Source organism: Blastococcus sp. SYSU D00695 (assembly GCF_054050555.1).
Genome location: NZ_JBJGZP010000004.1, coordinates 1 through 16,266, shown reverse-complemented (window position 1 = coordinate 16,266; position 16,266 = coordinate 1). Strand labels below are relative to the sequence as shown.

Here is a 16,266-nt window from a genome sequence, read left to right as displayed (position 1 = left end):
CGGAGCGGGGGCCCTTTACGTTGTGACGGAAGTGCGTCCGGTCAGCCGTCGGTCCGGCGGCCGGTGATGTCGGGCGCCATCTGGCCGATGATCCGCTGCAGATCGTCGACCGAGCCGAACTCGACGACGATCCGGCCCTTGGCGCGACCGATCTGGATCTTCACCTTGGTCTCGAAGGCGTCCGACAGCCGGCCGGCGAGGTCCTCGACGCCGGGGGCCACGATCCGCCGCGGCCGGCGGGTGGCCGCGGGCTGCTCGGCGGCGGCCAGCGCGACCGCCTCCTCGGTGGCCCGCACCGACATGCCCTCGGCGACGATCCGGGTCGCCAGCGCCTCCTGGGCCTCCGGGTCGGCCAGCCCCAGCAGCGCCCGGGCGTGCCCCGCCGAGATGACGCCGGCGGCCACGCGCGTCTGCACCTTCACCGGCAGCTTGAGCAGCCTGATGGTGTTGGTGACCTGCGAGCGGCTGCGCCCGATCCGCTGCGCCAGCTCCTCGTGGGTCGCGCCGAACTCCTCCAGCAGCTGCTGGTAGGCGGCCGCCTCCTCCAGCGGGTTGAGCTGGACGCGGTGGATGTTCTCCAGCAGGGCGTCGCGCAGCAGCGCGTCGTCCTCGGTGTCCCGGACGATGGCCGGCACGGCCTCCAGCTCGGCGGCGCGGGCGGCGCGCAGCCGCCTCTCGCCCATGATGAGCTCGTAGCCGGTCCGGCCGTCGTCGAGGGTGCGCTCGCGGACGACGATCGGCTGGAGCAGGCCGAACTCGCGCACGGAGTAGGTGAGCTCCTCCAGCGCCTCGTCGTCGAACACCTGCCGGGGCTGCTTGGGGTTGGGGACGACGTCGGCGACGGCGACCTCGCGCAGCTGCGCACCCGGCACCCCGACGGTCTCCTCCACCTGCCGGGCGACGGTCTCGGCGACGTGGTCGGCGACCTGCGCGGCCTGGGGGAGCAGCTGCACCGGCGGCACCTCGACGGCCGGGCCGACCGCCGCGTGGTCGGCGGCGGGCGCCGGCGACGGCTCCACCGGCGGTGCGCTCGTGGGGATGAGCGCCGCGAGCCCCCGGCCCAGACCGCCACGCTTGTTCATCGGGTGGACTCCTCGGAGGACGGGGCCGGCGCGGTGCCGACGTCGACGGTGGCCGCATCGCTGTCGGGGAAGGCGCGCGGGGGGAGCGGTGGCGGGTAGGTCGCGCGCGATCCGGTGGGACGCCCGTCGACTTGCGGGGTCATGGCGACGCCCCGGTGCGCCAGCTCCCGCGCGGCGTCCACGTAGCTGGTGGACCCCCGGGACCCGGGGTCGTAGGTCAGCACCGACTGCCCGTAGCCGGGCGCCTCGCTGACACGCACGTTGCGGGGGATGACGGTGGTGAGGACGAGGTCCCCGAAGTGGTTGCGGACCTCGTCGGCGACCTGGTCGGCGAGCTTGGTGCGCGCGTCGTACATCGTCAGGAGGATCGTGCGGACGGAGATGCCCGGGTTGAGGTGCGCGCGGACGAGCTCGATGTTGTTGAGCAGCTGCCCGAGGCCCTCCAGCGCGTAGTACTCGCACTGGATGGGGATGAGCACCTCGTCGCCGGCGACGAGCGCGTTGAGGGTGAGCAGACCCAGGGACGGCGGGCAGTCGACCAGGACGTAGTCCGGCCGCTCGTCCTCGGGCATGGCCTGCAGGTAGCCCTCGATCGCCCGGCGCAGCCGGTACTCGCGGGCGACGACGGAGACCAGTTCGATCTCCGCACCGGCGAGGTCGATCGTCGCGGGGACGCAGCGCAGCTTCGGGCTGGCCGACGTCGGGTGCACGACCTCGGCGAGGTCCCGGTCCCCGACGAGGGCGTCGTAGATCGACGGCGTGCCGACGTTGTGGTCGACACCCAGCGCGGTGCTCGCGTTGCCCTGCGGGTCGAGGTCGATGACGAGGACCCGCAGGCCGTACAACGCCAGGGCCACGCCGAGGTTGACCGTGGACGTGGTCTTCCCGACGCCGCCCTTCTGGTTGGCGATGGTGATGACCCGGATCCGTCCGGGCCGGGGGAAGGGCTCCTGGTTCGCCGCGTGGAGGACGCGGGTGGCCCGTAGGGCCTCCATGGCGATCGGGCTGTCGAACTCCTCGCCCGATGCGGAGAACTGGGCCATCGCCGCCTTGTCCGCGGCGAGGCTGCTCCGCAGCCGCTGGCCCGGGTCACTCATCACGGGTCCTTCCTGCGTGGCGTTCCACGTGGAACACGCGGGTCCTCACCCTGCGCGTTCCACGTGGAACGGTGTGTCCGGTGCGGACGCGTCACCGGCGTCCACGCGTCATCACCACCACGGTAGTGGCAGCGTCCCCCCACTCCGCACCGACGGCCCGAGGGTGGATGTCCCGCATCCCCGCGGCCTCGAGCTCGGGGAGCATCCCGGGCAGCTCCTCCAGCGCCCGCGCACCCACCAGGGCGACGAGCATCGCCCCCGGGCGGAGCAGCCCGCGGCACCACCCGACCAGGCGGGGCAGGGGGGCGACCGCCCGCGCGGTGACCACGTCGACCGGGCCGACGGCGGCGACGACCGACCGCTCCTCCGCCCGGCCCCGGACCACCCGCCAGCCGGCCTCGAGCTCGGCGACGGCCTCGGTCAGGAAGTCCACCCGCCGTGCCATGGGCTCCACGAGGGTCAGCGCGACGTCCGGCCGGGCGAGCCCGAGCGGGATGCCCGGCAGGCCGGCCCCGCTGCCGACGTCGACCACGCGGGCACCCACCGGGACGGCCTGGGCGACCGCCGCGCTGTTGAGCACGTGCCGCTCCCACAGCCGCGGCACCTCCCGCGGGCCGATCAGCCCGCGGGTCACGCCGTCGCCGGCCAGCCGGGCCACGTAGGCCCTCGCCCGCGGCAGCGCGTCCCCGAAGACCTCGGCCGCCAGCGCCGGCGCCGGCGGGGGCGTGCCGTCCGGGGCGGGTGTGTCGCCCGGGGCTGGAGTGGCCGCCCCGGCGGCCTCCGGCAGCTCGCTCACCGGTCGGGCAGGACCACGACCCGGCGGTTGGGCTCCTCGCCCTCCGACTCGCTGTGCACGCCCGCGACGCCGGCCACCACGTCGTGCACGACCTTGCGCTCGAAGGGGTTCATCGGCGACATGCGCTCGGGCTGGCGGCTCTGCGCCACGCGGGCGGCCGTGTCCGCGGCCAGGCTGGTCAGGTCGGCGCGGCGCTTCGCGCGGTACCCGCCGACGTCGAGCATCAGCCGGCTGCGCACGCCCGTCGACTGGGCCACGGCCAGGCGGGTCAGCTCCTGCAGCGCCTCGAGGACGGCCCCGTCGGCGCCGATCAGGTCGTCGAGCTGGCCACCGACGATGGCCACCGACGCGCGGTCCCCCTCGACGTCGAGGTCGATGTCCCCGTCGACGTCGAGGATGTCGAGCAGCCGCTCCAGGTAGTCGCCGGCGACGTCGCCCTCGCGGACGAGCAGGTCGTCACCGCCCCCGGAGGTGGCGCCCGTGGTGGCCTTGCCACCGGCGGGGGCGTCCTCGACGACGGCGTCCTCGACCACCGCGTCGGCGTCCTGGTCGCCGCCGTCGGGCAGCTCGGTGTCGGGCAGGTCGGCGTCGGAGCGGGCGGCGTCCGTGGCCGAGGGGTGCGGAGCGCTCATGAGGGTCTCCTCGTGTGGGTGCGGCGGCCGGGGCGGGCCCGGTGGTCTGCTGGGTGCGGCGGCGTGGCGCCCGCCGTCAGCGGCGCTTGCGCTTGCCGCGGTTCGCCGGGCTGGCTCCGCTTGCGGCCGCGGGACCGGAGGCCCCGCCGCCGGTCGTGCCGCCGGTGCTGCTGCCTCCGCCGTTCGCCGACGCCGGCGGCGCCGTCCCGTCGGCTGCCGGCTGACCGGCCGGGGCCGCCGGTCCGGCGGTCGGGACGGGGCGGCCGCCCTTGCCGCGCACCGGCTTGGCACCGGGCCTGGGCGCCAGCGCCTTCGGGTCGACGGCCGGCTTCTCGGCGGCCTTCTTCGCCAGCGCGGCGGGCGAGTTCGGCGGGGGCAGCTTGCGCAGGATGTAGAACTGCTGGCCCAGCGTCCACAGGTTGTTGACGAGCCAGTACAGCAGGACGCCGATCGGGAAGAAGAAGCCCGTGATGAACAGGCTGATCGGCATGCCGTAGAGCATCAGCTTCTGGACCATCGCGGCCTGGCCCTCGACCGGGCCGGAGCGCCGCATGATCTGCTTCTGCGTGAAGAAGGTGGTGGCGCACATGACCACCATCAGCGTCATCGTGACGATGCGGATCGGGGTGTAGCTGCCCCCGACCAGCTCGAGGATCTCCGACTCCTTGGTCCCCGACATGTTGAACGAGGCGGAGATCGGCGCCCCGAACAGCTTGGCCTTGGCGGCCTGGTCGGTGAGCTCGTTGGACCAGGAGTAGAGGCCTTCGGCGCCCGGCTTCAGGCGGCGCAGGACGTGCAGCAGCGCGATGAAGACCGGGATCTGCGGGAGGATCGGCAGGCAGCCGGCCAGCGGGTTGACCCCGCGCTCCTTCTGGAGCTTCATCATGGCCTCGCTGAAGCCCTGCCGGTCCGAGCCGTACTGCTTGCGCAGCTTCTGGATCTCCGGCTGGATCTCCTGCATCGCCCGCTGGCTCTTCACCTGCTTGATGAACAGGCGGAACAGCAGCAGCCGGATCGTGACGACGAGCATCACGATCGACAGCGCCCACGTGATGCCGGCGGCCGGGTCCAGGAAGGTGGAGAACAGTGCGTGCCACTGCTTCATCACCCACGCGATGGCGGTGTACAGCCAGTCAAGCAACGCGAGCCTCCTGCTGCGCTGACCGGCGGGGAGCCGGCGAGGACGTCGATTCGTGCCGGTCCGGGTCCGGGGCCGCGTGGACCGCCGGGCCCCGGGTCGCCGGGTGGTGCGGTGCCGGCCCGTCGGCCGCGGCGGCAGCGCCGCCGGGCGGGGTCGCACCGCGTCGCGGGGGCACCGGGTCGTGGCCGCCCGGGTGCCACGGCGCGCACTTGAGCAGGCGCCGCAGTGCCAGCCAGGTCCCCCGCCCCGCGCCGTGCACGGCGATCGCCTCGGCGGCGTAGGCGCTGCACGTCGGGGCGAAGCGGCAGCGCGGCGGCAACGCCGGGCTGATCGCCCGGGAGTAGAAGCCGACCGCGGCCAGCAGGCCGCGGGCGACGACGCCGCGCCGGGGGGCGGTCACCGGGGGCGCACCCGCGCGCCGAGGACCCGGTCCAGGCCCGCGACCAGGTCGGCGCGCAGCCGCTCGGAGGTGGCCTCGGCCGCCTCCGGCCGCGCGCGCACCACGAGGTCGGCCTCGTCGGGCAACCGGGACAGCTCCGCGCGGACCACCGCGCGCAGCCGCCGCGTCACCCGGTGGCGGACCACCGAGCTGCCGACCGCCCTGCCCACGACGAAGCCCGCCCGCGGCCCGGTCCCCTCGGACCTGGGCCCCGGGCGTTCGGGGAGGAGGTGGAGCACCATGGTCGGCCTCCCGGCGCGCCGGCCGGACCGGACGACCGCGGTGAACTCCGGACGCCGGCGCAGGCGGGCCTGCGCGGGCAGCACGTCAGGCGGAGAGCTTCTCGCGACCCTTGCGCCGACGGCCGGCGATGATCGCCCGGCCCGCGCGGGTGCGCATACGCAGCCGGAAGCCGTGGGTCTTGGACCGACGGCGGTTGTTCGGCTGGAAGGTGCGCTTGCTCACGGAGTACTCCCACTACACGACATCGACGGTGCACACCCGCCGGCGGGCGGGCACGCGCGGGGCCAGCCCCGGTGCGGCGGCTGCCGCCCCGGATGACCCCGGAAGCTGGTCGACCGCGGTGGCCCACGGTGCACCTGCCGCACGAGCGCGCGACGAGATGCCGCGGACGTGCCACGGACTCCGACCAGCATAGCCGAGGACGGCGACCGGCCGGGGGGCCGGTCGGACCCCGACTCACCATGGTGACCCTCGGCTCGTCGTGCCGGGCGACGACGCGCCGCCGCACGGTGCACGACACGCCAGGCGACGCGCCGGTTCCCTCCCCTCCCGTCGTTGCCCGCCTGTGGACGGGGCTGTTAGCGTCGCCGTCGCTCCGGCCCGGTCCCACCGGTCCGGCTGCGCGGGCCGATCGACCGGCCCGCCGATCGCCGCACCCGTTCGCCCGACCCTCGTCCAGCCTCTGACCAGCGAGAACGTCTGTCGTCCGCCCCGCAGCCGCGGGTCCGGTCGCCGTCCGCTGCCGGTCGTGCACAGCCTGTGGACACCGGTGTGGAACCGTTGTGTCCGGATGTCCACACGCGCGGGTCCCCCCGCACCCGGAGGGACCTCGCCCGGGCGTGGGGGAGGACCCGACCGCGGGCCCGCGGCGGCGACTGCCGGACACGATGCTGGAGGAGGACACGGACCATGGCCGATGCCACGGTGGACCTGGCCACGGTCTGGGACCAGATCCGCGAGCGGCTGGCCGCCAGCCTCTCCCCCCAGCAGAACGCGATGCTGAACCTCACCCGCCCGCTGGGGCTGTTCGAGGACACGATGGTGCTGGCCGCGCCGAACGGGTTCACGCAGGCGGTGCTCGAGTCCCGGATGCGCCGGGTCCTCGCCGAGGCCCTCTCCGAGCAGCTCGGCCGCGACATCCGCGTCGCCGTCCAGCTGGAGGACGCCCCGGCCGAGCCGGCGCGGGAGCCGGAGACCGAGGAGGTGCCGGTCCGCCGTCCGTGGTCGGCCGCCGAGGCCTCCCGCCTGGAGGAGGACCGCGAGACCCGGGACCGGGCCGACGACGGGCGCAGCGCGTTCGGCGTCCGTGCCGACGCGCCGCCGGCCTGGGAGCGCGACGATGCACCGGCCCCGGCCTGGGAACGCGACCCGGCGCCCCCGGCTCCCGAGGTCCCGGCCGGTCCGCCTCCTCCCCGCCGCCGCCGCGCGGCCGAGCGTGACTGGGGCGGCGGCGACGAGGCCGGCGTCCTCCCGTTCGAGTTCGACGAGCCCGCCGACGCCCCGGCCGAGGCGGGCGAGGACGAGGGCGGCCGTGGCCGCCGGGCGGCCCGCGGGGGCGGCGAGACCGTGGCGCTGTTCGGTGGTGACCGGCGCAGCGGGGGATCGGACCCGGGGCTGAACCCCAAGTACGTCTTCGACAGTTTCGTCATCGGCAACAGCAACCGGTTCGCCCACGCCGCGGCCGTCGCGGTGGCCGAGGCGCCGGCCCGCGCCTACAACCCGCTGTTCATCTACGGGGACTCCGGCCTGGGCAAGACCCACCTGCTGCACGCGATCGGCCACTACGCGGCGCGGATGTTCCCCAACGTCCGGGTCCGGTACGTGAGCACCGAGGAGTTCACCAACGAGTTCATCAACCTGGTGCACTCCGGGCGGGCCGAGGAGTTCCGCCGGCGCTTCCGCGACATCGACTTCCTGCTGATCGACGACATCCAGTTCCTGGAGCGGGCCGAGCGGACGCAGGAGGAGTTCTTCCACACCTTCAACACGCTGCACAACGCCAGCAAGCAGATCGTCATCACCTCCGACCGGGCGCCGAAGAAGCTGACGACGCTGGAGGACCGGCTGCGGACCCGCTTCGAGTGGGGTCTCATCACCGACGTCCAGGCGCCGGACCTGGAGACCCGCATCGCGATCCTGCGGAAGAAGGCGCACGGCGAGCGGCTGCAGGCGCCCGACCAGGTGCTGGAGTTCATCGCCAGCAAGGTGCAGACCAACATCCGCGAGCTCGAGGGCGCGCTGATCCGGGTGACCGCGTTCGCCAGCCTCAACAAGCAGCAGGTCGACCTCCCGCTGGCCGAGCTGGTGCTTAAGGACCTGATCAGCGACGAGCAGGGCCCGCAGATCACCGCGGCGATCATCATGGCCGCCACCGCCGAGTACTTCTCCGTGACGATGGAGGAGCTGCAGGGCGCCAACCGCAGCCGCACCCTGGTCAACGCCCGCCAGATCGCGATGTACCTGTGCCGCGAGCTGACCGAGCTGTCCCTGCCGCGGATCGGGGCCTCCTTCGGCGGCAAGGACCACACCACGGTCATGCACGCGGTCAAGAAGATCACCAACCTGATGAGCGAGCGGCGGGCGACGTACACGCAGGTCACCGAGCTGACCGCCCGCATCAAGAGCCGCGCCCGCAGCTGAGCCGGCCCGCCCACGCGCCCCGCTGACCCGGGGGGCGCTCCCTGCCGTGCCCGCTGCGCGCGCTTTCTGACCGGGTGATGTGCGGTTGGGGCGCGTTCCCGCCCCCAGAACGCGCCCTAGGTGCACATCGCCCCGCGCGGCCTCGGGCGCGGGCCGCGTCGCTGCCCGCAGCGCCGGCGACGAGCTGCCCACCGATCCTCCGCCCGCCGCTGGCCGGGTGATGTGCGGTCGTGGCGCGTTCCCGCCCCGGAACGCGCCCCAGGTGCACATCACCCAGGGGGGCAGGGATGGCGGGACGGCGGCGACGGGACGGCGGCCCCCGCTGGCCCCGGGACGCCGAGAACACGACGACGCCGACGGCACGACTCCGTCCACAGGATGGGGACCGGCCTGTGTGGTCATCGACCGCCGGGAAGACGGTCATCGGCGCCCGCGAGGCGGTGACCTCGGTCGACACGTCGATCAGTTGTCCCCAGGGATGTGCACAGGTTGGGGAATCCCGGTCCGGGGCGGTGTGCGTACACCCGGGTGGGGGACGCGGACCCTCGCCGTCGTCCCCGCTGTCCACCGGGGTGGATAAGCCTGTTGACCAGCGCCTTCGTCATCCGCCCGCAACCTGTCCGACGGGTGTCCGCCACGTCACGCCGGCCGTCGTGGGGACCGCCTGGGGACGGACCGTGGGCACGGGGTGGGACAGGTCGTGGACGAACGGGGGGACCGGTTGACAACCGGGCGGTTGTCCACGTGTCGACACGGGAGACGCGGTCACCACGCACAGCGCACCCACATGTCGACTCGGGCGCTGACCTGCGCGGACGACCTCGATCCCCAGCTTCCACACCAGTGATGACGAGGATGAGGGAGTTATTCCGAGGAGTTCTCGAACCACACTCTGGGTGGGGACGGCCCGCTGGCAGGGCCTCGCGGGCCGCACCGAGCAGCAGAACAGGAGGGTCCGACAGTTCCCCGTCGGACCCCGTTCGCGGGACAGCGGTTTCCCCCCAGCCCGGTGCGCACGGCACGATGGGGGACCGCACCGCAGTCCGGCCACCGCCGAGCACGCGCGGTGGCACCGCAGTGGACGACGAGCAGGGGTGGATCAGGGTCATGGAGTTCCGGGTGGCGCGAGAGGTCCTCTCCGATGCCGTCGCGTGGACGGCGCGCAGCCTGCCGCCGCGTCCGTCGGTGCCGGTGCTCGCCGGGATCCTGCTGGAGGTGGACGGCAGTCAGCTGTCGGTGTCGGGCTTCGACTACGAGGTCTCCGCCCGCGCCGAGGTCGACGTGCAGGCCAGCGAGGGCGGTCGCGTGCTCGTGCCCGGCCGGCTGCTGGCCGAGATCACCCGCGCGCTGCCGCCGCACCCGGTGGACATCCGCGTCGAGGGCCCGCGGCTGGCGATCACCTGCGGCAACGCCCGCTTCAGCCTGCCGACGCTGCCGGTCGAGGACTACCCGTCGCTGCCGTCGATGCCCTCGGCCGCCGGCGTCGTGGAGAGCGACGTCTTCGCCGAGGCCGTCGGGCAGGTGGCCGTGGCCGCCGGCCGGGACGACACGCTGCCGATGCTGACCGGTGTCCGGCTGGAGATCGACGACGACCGCGTGACCCTCGCCGCGACCGACCGGTACCGCCTGGCCGTGCGGGAGTTCGCCTGGCGGCCGGAGACCCCGGGCCTGTCCGCCGCGGTGCTGGTGCCCGCGCGCACGCTGGCCGACGCCGCCAAGACGCTGACCAGCGGCCCGGAGATCACGCTGTCGCTGTCCTCCAGCGGCGCCGGCGAGGGGATCCTCGGCCTGTCGGGCAAGGACCGGCAGACCACCACCCGGCTGCTGGACGCCGAGTTCGTCAAGTACCGCGCGATCATGCCGGCGGAGTCCCTCGCGCACGCGACGCTGCCGGTCGGGCTGTTCACCGACGCCGCCAAGCGCGTCGCCCTGGTCGCCGAGCGCGGCACGCCGCTGCGCTGCGAGTTCACGTCCGGGCAGGTCACCCTGCGGGCCGGCGGCACCGACGACGAGGGGCAGGCGGAGGAGCGCTGCGACGTCGAGTTCGACGGCGACCCGCTCACCATCGGCTTCAACCCGTCGTTCCTGCTCGACGGCCTGGCCGCGGTGCACACCCCGCGCGCCCGCATGGACTTCACCAGCCCGCTCAAGCCGGCCGTCCTCTCCGGGGTCCCCGAGCCGGCCGCCGACGAGGAGGGCCAGGGGAAGCCGGTCGAGCACGGGCCCGACTACCGGTACCTGATCATGCCGGTGCGGCTCCCCGGCTGAGTCCGCCCGCAGGCCGGTGCCCCGGAGGACCAGGACGCCGGCCGGTGGACCGGCCGTGTGGTGAGGTGTCCGGGGACCTCTCCCCGGGCACGGCACGTGCGGGCGCCGCACCGTCGCGGGAGCTCCGGGGGACGTCGGGCGATGGACGACAGAGAGGACTGCGGTCGTGCAGCTGGGACTGGTGGGACTGGGCAAGATGGGCGGCAACATGGCGGAGCGCATCCGCCGGGCCGGTCACGAGGTCGTCGGCTACGACCACTCGCCGGGCAAGCGCGACGTCGACAGCCTCGAGGGGCTGGTCGGTGCGCTGCAGGCGCCCCGCGTCGTCTGGGTCATGGTGCCGTCCGGGGAGCCGACCCGCGCCACGGTGAAGGAGCTCGCCGGCCTGCTCGAGCCCGGTGACGTGATCGTCGACGGCGGCAACTCCAAGTACACCGACGACCAGGTGCACGACGTCATGTGCCGCGAGAAGGGCATCGGCTACGTCGACGCCGGCGTCTCGGGCGGGGTGTGGGGCCTGGAGAACGGCTACGCGCTGATGGTCGGTGGCACGAAGGAGGACGTCGCCAAGGTCCAGCCGGTCTTCGACGCGCTCAAGCCGCCGCGGACCACCGAGGAGGAGACCGCGGGCGAGGCCGGCGCCGGGTTCGTGCACGCCGGGCCGGTGGGCGCGGGCCACTTCTCGAAGATGGTGCACAACGGCATCGAGTACGCGCTGATGCAGGCCTACGGCGAGGGCTACGAGCTGCTCGAGGCCGTCGACCTGGTCGAGGACGTGCCCGGCGTCATCAAGTCCTGGACCCAGGGCACCGTCATCCGCTCGTGGCTGCTGGATCTGCTGGTCCGCGCGCTCGACGAGGACCCGCGCCTGGACCGCATCCGTGGCTACGCCGAGGACTCCGGCGAGGGCCGCTGGACCGTCGAGCAGGCGATCGAGAACGCCGTCCCCATGCCGACGATCGCCGCGTCGCTGTTCGCCCGCTTCTCCTCCCGCCAGGAGGACTCGCCGACGATGAAGGCCGTCGCGGCGCTGCGCAACCAGTTCGGCGGCCACGCGGTGCAGGCGGTGCGCGAGCAGGAGGCCGAGCGCCCCGCATGAAGAAGGACCTCGGTGCCCCCCACGCCTCGCTGGCGCTCGGCGCGGGCCCCTACACCGAGGCCGTTCCAGCGCGTCACCACCCCCACCACTCGCAGGCTCGCGGCGGGGCCCTGCAGGGGGGCCGTCCCAGCGCCCGCACCGAGGCCTGATGTACGTCCGGCACCTGCAGCTCGGGTCGTTCCGCAACTGGGAGCGGGTCGACCTCGCACTCGGTCCCGGGCCGACCGTGTTCGTCGGCCGCAACGGGGAGGGCAAGACCAACCTCGTCGAGGCGGTGGGCTACCTGGCGAGCATGAGCAGCCACCGGGTCAGCTCCGACGCGCCGCTGGTGCGGCACGGCGCCGAGCAGGCCGTGGTCCGGGCGGCGCTGCGCCGCGACGACCGCGAGCTGCTCGTAGAGATCGAGGTGAACCCCGGCCGCGCCAACCGGGTGCGGGTCAACCGGGCGCCGCTGCCGCGCCCGCGCGAGCTGCTGGGCCTGGTGAAGACCGTCCTGTTCGCCCCGGAGGACCTCGTGCTGGTCCGCGGCGACCCCTCGGACCGCCGGCGGTTCCTCGACGACCTGCTGGTCAGCCGCACCCCGCGGCTGGCCGGGGTGCGCAGCGACTACGAGCGGGTGCTCAAGCAGCGCAACGCGCTGCTCAAGACCGCGCGGCTGGCCCGCGGCGGGGCCCTGGCCACGCTCGACGTCTGGGACGGGCACCTGGTCGACCTCGGCAGCCAGCTGCTGGCCGCGCGGCTGCGGCTGGTCGCCGACCTCGTGCCGCACGTCGCCGCCGCGCACGCGCGGGTCGCCGGGCCCGACGCCCCGGTCGCCGGGCTCGGCTACACGAGCACCGTCCCGCTGGCCGGCGACGGCACCCCGATGACCGCCGGGGGGCCGCTGCCCGACGTCGCCGAGCTGGCCAACGCCCTGCGCGAGCGGGTCGCCGAGCGCCGGCAGGACGAGGTCGACCGCGGCATGACGCTGGTCGGCCCGCACCGCGACGACCTGGTCATCGCGCTGGGCCCGGTCCCGGCCAAGGGCTTCGCCAGCCACGGCGAGTCCTGGTCGCTGGCGCTGGCGCTGAAGCTGGGCTGCCTGGCCCTCTTCCGGGCCGACGGCGAGGAGCCGATCCTGGTGCTGGACGACGTCTTCGCGACCCTGGACACCGACCGGCGGGCGGCGCTGGCGGCGGTGGCGCGCTCGGCCGAGCAGACGCTCATCACCGCGGCCGTGCTGGACGACGTGCCCCCCGAGCTGCGGGGCACGCGCGTGCAGGTCGCCGGGGGCGCGGCGTTCGTCGTCGACCACAGCGAGGTCAGCCCGGAGGGGGTCCCGTGACCGAGGAGCGGCCCGGCCGGCCCAGCGACGTCGCCCGCGCGGCGCTGGAGGCCGCGCGCGCGGCGGCGGCCGCCCGGCCCCAGCCCACCCGCCGGCGCATCGCCGGCCCGCGGCGCCGCTGGACGGCGGCCGGGCCGAGCGCCGACGACCCGCAGCCGCTGGGCCGGCTGGTCGACTCGCTGGTCAGCGACCAGGACTGGACGGCGCACACCCGCGTCGGCACGGTGTTCGGCCGGTGGGACGCCCTGGTCGGCGCCGACATCGCCGCGCACTGCCGGCCCCAGTCGCTGACCGAGGGCGAGCTGCTGGTCGTCGCGGAGTCCACCGCGTGGGCCACGCAGCTGCGCCTGCTGGCCCCGACGATCCTCGGGAAGCTGCGCGCCGGGGTGGGCGGGGACGTCGTGAGCCGCTTGCGCGTTGTCGGACCGACGGCCCCCAGCTGGAAGAAGGGCCCGCGGTCGGTCCGCGGGCGGGGCCCGCGCGACACGTACGGATAGGCCGGCCCCCGGAGGGGGCGGGCGGGAGGACGGCGAGATGACGGGCGAGACGACGAGGGACCCCCGGTGAGCGGCCCGCAGGACCGCGACCGCTTCGACGAGCGCGACGGCAGCGGCTGGCAGGAGCCCGCCCACCTGGGCGGTGACCCGCAGGGTGGCGCCCCGCGGGACGGGACCCCCCACGACGGGCCGGCGCCGGGCGGGACCGGGGACACCCCGCCCGGCGGCACCGACCGCCCCGCCACCGACCGCCCCGCCGCCGACCCCGGCTGGCGCCCGCCGGGCTGGGACCTGCCGCCGGCCGCCCCGGCCCCCGCCCGGCAGGACGGCGGCTACGAGCCGTGGTCGGACGGCGCCGCCGGCCAGGCTCAGCAGCAGCAGCAGCAGCAGCAGCAGCAGCCGGCGCGCGGCGGCGGGCTCTTCGGCCCGCGCGGGCCGCGGCAGCCGGGCGAGGTCGAGAAGGTGTTCGCCTACCAGGGCGACACGGTCGGCGCCCAGGGCTGGGCCCTGCAGCACGGCTGGGAGATCTCCGACGGCACCGGCCCGGCCGACGCCGCCCTGGCGCTGCTGCTGTCCACCGCGCCGACGCGGCTCACCCGCGACCACCGCCCGGCCGGCGTGATGCGCGGCCGCTACGGCCCGCTGGACCTGGTGGCCTTCGACGTCGTCTACGCCGACCGGCGCCGCCTGGTCCCCGAGTACGCGATCACCGCCGCGCCGGTGCTGGCCACGCTGCCCCCGCTGCGGCTGTCGCCGACCCGGTTCTGGAAGCACCGCACCGGCGGGCTGCAGCCGGTCCCCAGCGGGGACGCCGAGTTCGACGACCGCTGGGTGCTGCTGAGCAGCGAGGACACCCCGGTCGTGCGCCGGCTCGTCGAGGACGCGACGGTCCGGGGCCTGCTGCTGAACAGCGACGACGGCGACGAGTTCTGGTCGGCCGGCGCCGGCGGCCTGTCCGGCGGCTACGTCGCCGCGATCCGGCCCGACGGGCACCGCCCCGAGCTGATCGAGCACCACGCCCGGCTGCTGGCCGCGGTCGTCGGCGCGCTCGCCGTCGCGAGCTAGGCGCCCGTGGGTCGGGAGACCGCGGCGTCGGAGCGGGCGGCCGCGTCGGGGGCCGGTCCGGCGGAGACCGCGACCGGTCTCCCCGGTGCGGGTCCGCGGGTGGGGCTGCGCCAGTTGCTGCCGCTGCTGGGGCCGCACCGGCGCGCGCTCGCGCTGGCCGCGGTGCTGTCGCTGCTCGGCGCGGCCGCGTCGCTGGCGCAGCCGGCGCTGGTCAACCGGGTGATCTCGGCGGTCGGCGCCGGCGAGGCGCTGCTGCCGGTGGTCGGCGCGCTCGTGCTGGTCCTGGTGGGCGCGGCGGTGCTCGGCGCGGTGCAGTCCTTCGTGCTGCAGCGCGCCGCGGAGGGCGTCGTCCTCACCACCCGCCGGACCCTGGCCGACCGGCTGCTGCGGCTGCCGGTCGCCGAGTACGACCGGCGCCGCACCGGCGACCTCATGTCGCGGGTCGGCGCCGACACGACGCTGCTGCGGGCCACGGTCACCTCCGGCATCGTCGAGGTCGCCGGCTCGGCGGTGGTGGGCGTCGGGGCGCTGGTCGCCATGGCCGTGGTCGACGTCTGGCTGCTGCTGGTCACGGTGGTCGCGGTGTCGATCGGCCTCGCGGTCGTGGTGGCCTCCAGCCGCCGGGTCCGCCGGCTCTCCCGCCAGGCGCAGGAGGAGGTCGGCGCCATGAGCGCCGCCGTCGAGCGGGCGCTGTCGGCGGTGCGGACCATCCGGGCCAGCGGCGCGACCGCCCGCGAGGTGGCGGTGGTCGACGCCAGCGCCACCCGCGCCTACCGGGCCGGCGTCGCGGTCGCGCGGCTGCAGGCGATGGTCGAGCCGGCCGCCTCGGTCGCCGTCCAGGGCGCCTTCCTCGCGGTGCTGGGCCTCGGCGGGTACCGCGTCGCCTCCGGCTCCATCGCCGTCGGCGACCTCGTGGCGTTCGTGCTCTACCTGTTCCTGCTGGTCATGCCGCTGGGGCAGGCCATCTCCGCCTACACGCAGCTGCAGACCGGGCTCGGGGCCCTCGCCCGCATCCAGGAGGTGCTGGCGCTCGACCCGGAGGACGACGGCCGCGCCGAGCGGGGCGGCGCGGTGGTCGCGGTCCCCCGGGCGCCGGCGGAGCCGACGACGCCGCTGCTGGAGCTGGACGAGGTCTCGTTCGCCTATCCCGACGGGACGCCGGTGCTCGACCGGGTCTCCCTCAGCGTGCCGGCCGGCGCCCGGGTGGCGCTGGTCGGTCCGTCGGGGGCGGGCAAGTCCACGGTGCTGGCGCTCGTCGAGGGCTTCTACCCGCTGAGCGGCGGGGCGATCCGGTGGGCCGGCACGGACGTCCGGGACCTGCCGCGCGCCGCGCTGCGCGCCCGGCTGGGCTACGTCGAGCAGGAGGCGCCGGTGCTGGCCGGCACCCTGCGCGAGAACCTGCTGCTGGCCGCGCCCGCCGCGACCGAGCCGGAGCTGTGGGCGGTGCTCGCCGACGTCGGCCTCACCGGCGTGGTGCAGCGCTCCCCCCGGGGCCTGGACGTGCCGGTCGGCGACGACGGCGTGCTGCTGTCCGGCGGGGAACGCCAGCGGCTGGCCATCGCCCGGTCGCTGCTGGCCCGCCCGGCGCTGCTGCTGCTGGACGAGCCCACCGCCAGCCTCGACGCCCGCAACGAGGAGCTGCTGCGGGGCACGCTCGCCGCGGCCGCCGCCGACCGCGCGCTGCTGGTCGTCGCGCACCGCCTGTCGACCGTGCTCGACAGCGACCGGATCGTCGTCCTCGACGGCGGGCGGGTCGTCGCCGCCGGCACCCACGACGAGCTGCTGGACGCCAGCCCGCTCTACCGCGAGCTCGCGGCGGCCCAGCTGCTGGTCTGACCGGGGGCCCGCCGGTCCCGGGGGGGGGGGGGGGCGGGGGCGGGGGGGGGGGGCCGGGGGGGCGGCGGGCGCGCCCGCGCGGCGGGCCGGGCCGGCGCGCGTTCACG

15 protein-coding genes are annotated in these 16,266 nt (G+C 75.5%); 7 read left to right on the top strand and 8 right to left on the bottom strand.

Translation table 11 applies throughout. From position 1 onward, the window contains the following. Window positions 1-41: 41 nt before the first annotated feature. The 8 genes from ACI781_RS03885 to rpmH all read right to left on the bottom strand — a co-directional run bounded on the left by ACI781_RS03885 (window position 42) and on the right by rpmH (window position 5,652). Window positions 42-1,082: a ParB/RepB/Spo0J family partition protein gene (locus ACI781_RS03885; protein ID WP_456564754.1), complete on the bottom strand. Its 1,041-nt coding sequence runs from the start codon at window positions 1,080-1,082 to the stop codon at window positions 42-44. Continuing rightward, a complete protein-coding gene (locus ACI781_RS03880; RefSeq protein ID WP_456564753.1) occupies window positions 1,079-2,179 on the bottom strand; it encodes a ParA family protein in 1,101 nt (366 codons plus the stop codon). The genes ACI781_RS03885 and ACI781_RS03880 overlap by 4 nt, the downstream gene beginning before the upstream one ends. 91 nt (window positions 2,180-2,270) lie before the next feature. Continuing rightward, complete coding sequence (gene rsmG / locus ACI781_RS03875) at window positions 2,271-2,975, bottom strand: 16S rRNA (guanine(527)-N(7))-methyltransferase RsmG (RefSeq protein WP_456564752.1); 705 nt, start codon at window positions 2,973-2,975, stop codon at window positions 2,271-2,273. Then, the gene (locus tag ACI781_RS03870; RefSeq protein WP_456564751.1) at window positions 2,972-3,607 is read right to left on the bottom strand and encodes a Jag family protein; all 636 of its coding nucleotides are present in this window, start codon (window positions 3,605-3,607) and stop codon (window positions 2,972-2,974) included. Before ACI781_RS03870 ends, rsmG begins: the two co-directional genes overlap by 4 nt. A gap of 76 nt (window positions 3,608-3,683) precedes the next feature. Then, the gene (gene yidC, locus ACI781_RS03865; RefSeq protein WP_456564750.1) at window positions 3,684-4,748 is read right to left on the bottom strand and encodes a membrane protein insertase YidC; all 1,065 of its coding nucleotides are present in this window, start codon (window positions 4,746-4,748) and stop codon (window positions 3,684-3,686) included. Further along, window positions 4,741-5,148, bottom strand: a complete 408-nt coding sequence (gene yidD, locus ACI781_RS03860; protein WP_456564749.1) for a membrane protein insertion efficiency factor YidD — start codon at window positions 5,146-5,148, stop codon at window positions 4,741-4,743. Before yidD ends, yidC begins: the two co-directional genes overlap by 8 nt. After that, window positions 5,145-5,513 carry a ribonuclease P protein component gene (rnpA, locus tag ACI781_RS03855; RefSeq protein WP_456564748.1) on the bottom strand — a complete coding sequence of 123 codons (369 nt, stop codon included), beginning with the start codon at window positions 5,511-5,513 and terminating at the stop codon, window positions 5,145-5,147. The genes yidD and rnpA overlap by 4 nt, the downstream gene beginning before the upstream one ends. 1 nt (window position 5,514) lies before the next feature. Further along, window positions 5,515-5,652 (bottom strand): 50S ribosomal protein L34, encoded by a 138-nt coding sequence (rpmH, locus tag ACI781_RS03850; RefSeq protein WP_089305879.1) that lies wholly within the window; start codon window positions 5,650-5,652, stop codon window positions 5,515-5,517. Window positions 5,653-6,339: 687 nt separating this feature from the next. Here rpmH and dnaA point away from each other — a divergent pair. The 7 genes from dnaA to ACI781_RS03815 all read left to right on the top strand — a co-directional run bounded on the left by dnaA (window position 6,340) and on the right by ACI781_RS03815 (window position 16,159). Further along, complete coding sequence (gene dnaA / locus ACI781_RS03845; protein WP_456564747.1) at window positions 6,340-8,070, top strand: chromosomal replication initiator protein DnaA; 1,731 nt, start codon at window positions 6,340-6,342, stop codon at window positions 8,068-8,070. Window positions 8,071-9,177: 1,107 nt separating this feature from the next. After that, the gene (gene dnaN, locus ACI781_RS03840; protein ID WP_456564746.1) at window positions 9,178-10,338 is read left to right on the top strand and encodes a DNA polymerase III subunit beta; all 1,161 of its coding nucleotides are present in this window, start codon (window positions 9,178-9,180) and stop codon (window positions 10,336-10,338) included. A gap of 166 nt (window positions 10,339-10,504) precedes the next feature. Next, on the top strand, window positions 10,505-11,437 hold the full coding sequence (gnd, locus tag ACI781_RS03835; protein WP_456564745.1) for a phosphogluconate dehydrogenase (NAD(+)-dependent, decarboxylating): 933 nt from the start codon (window positions 10,505-10,507) through the stop codon (window positions 11,435-11,437). A 148-nt stretch (window positions 11,438-11,585) separates the two neighbouring features. Further along, a complete protein-coding gene (gene recF / locus ACI781_RS03830) occupies window positions 11,586-12,761 on the top strand; it encodes a DNA replication/repair protein RecF (RefSeq protein WP_456564744.1) in 1,176 nt (391 codons plus the stop codon). Continuing rightward, the gene (locus ACI781_RS03825; protein WP_456564743.1) at window positions 12,758-13,258 is read left to right on the top strand and encodes a DUF721 domain-containing protein; all 501 of its coding nucleotides are present in this window, start codon (window positions 12,758-12,760) and stop codon (window positions 13,256-13,258) included. Before recF ends, ACI781_RS03825 begins: the two co-directional genes overlap by 4 nt. 66 nt (window positions 13,259-13,324) lie before the next feature. Beyond that, window positions 13,325-14,323: a hypothetical protein gene (locus ACI781_RS03820; protein WP_456564742.1), complete on the top strand. Its 999-nt coding sequence runs from the start codon at window positions 13,325-13,327 to the stop codon at window positions 14,321-14,323. A 6-nt stretch (window positions 14,324-14,329) separates the two neighbouring features. Next, window positions 14,330-16,159, top strand: coding sequence for an ABC transporter ATP-binding protein (locus ACI781_RS03815; protein WP_456564741.1), 1,830 nt, complete (start codon window positions 14,330-14,332; stop codon window positions 16,157-16,159). Window positions 16,160-16,266: the final 107 nt, after the last annotated feature.

Coding starts and splice junctions, on each gene's coding strand:
- ACI781_RS03885 (WP_456564754.1), bottom strand. CDS start 1,082: ATGAACAAGCGTGGCGGTCTGGGCCGGGGGCTCGCGGCGCTCATCCCC.
- ACI781_RS03880 (WP_456564753.1), bottom strand. CDS start 2,179: ATGAGTGACCCGGGCCAGCGGCTGCGGAGCAGCCTCGCCGCGGACAAG.
- ACI781_RS03870 (WP_456564751.1), bottom strand. CDS start 3,607: ATGAGCGCTCCGCACCCCTCGGCCACGGACGCCGCCCGCTCCGACGCC.
- dnaA (WP_456564747.1), top strand. CDS start 6,340: ATGGCCGATGCCACGGTGGACCTGGCCACGGTCTGGGACCAGATCCGC.
- dnaN (WP_456564746.1), top strand. CDS start 9,178: ATGGAGTTCCGGGTGGCGCGAGAGGTCCTCTCCGATGCCGTCGCGTGG.
- recF (WP_456564744.1), top strand. CDS start 11,586: ATGTACGTCCGGCACCTGCAGCTCGGGTCGTTCCGCAACTGGGAGCGG.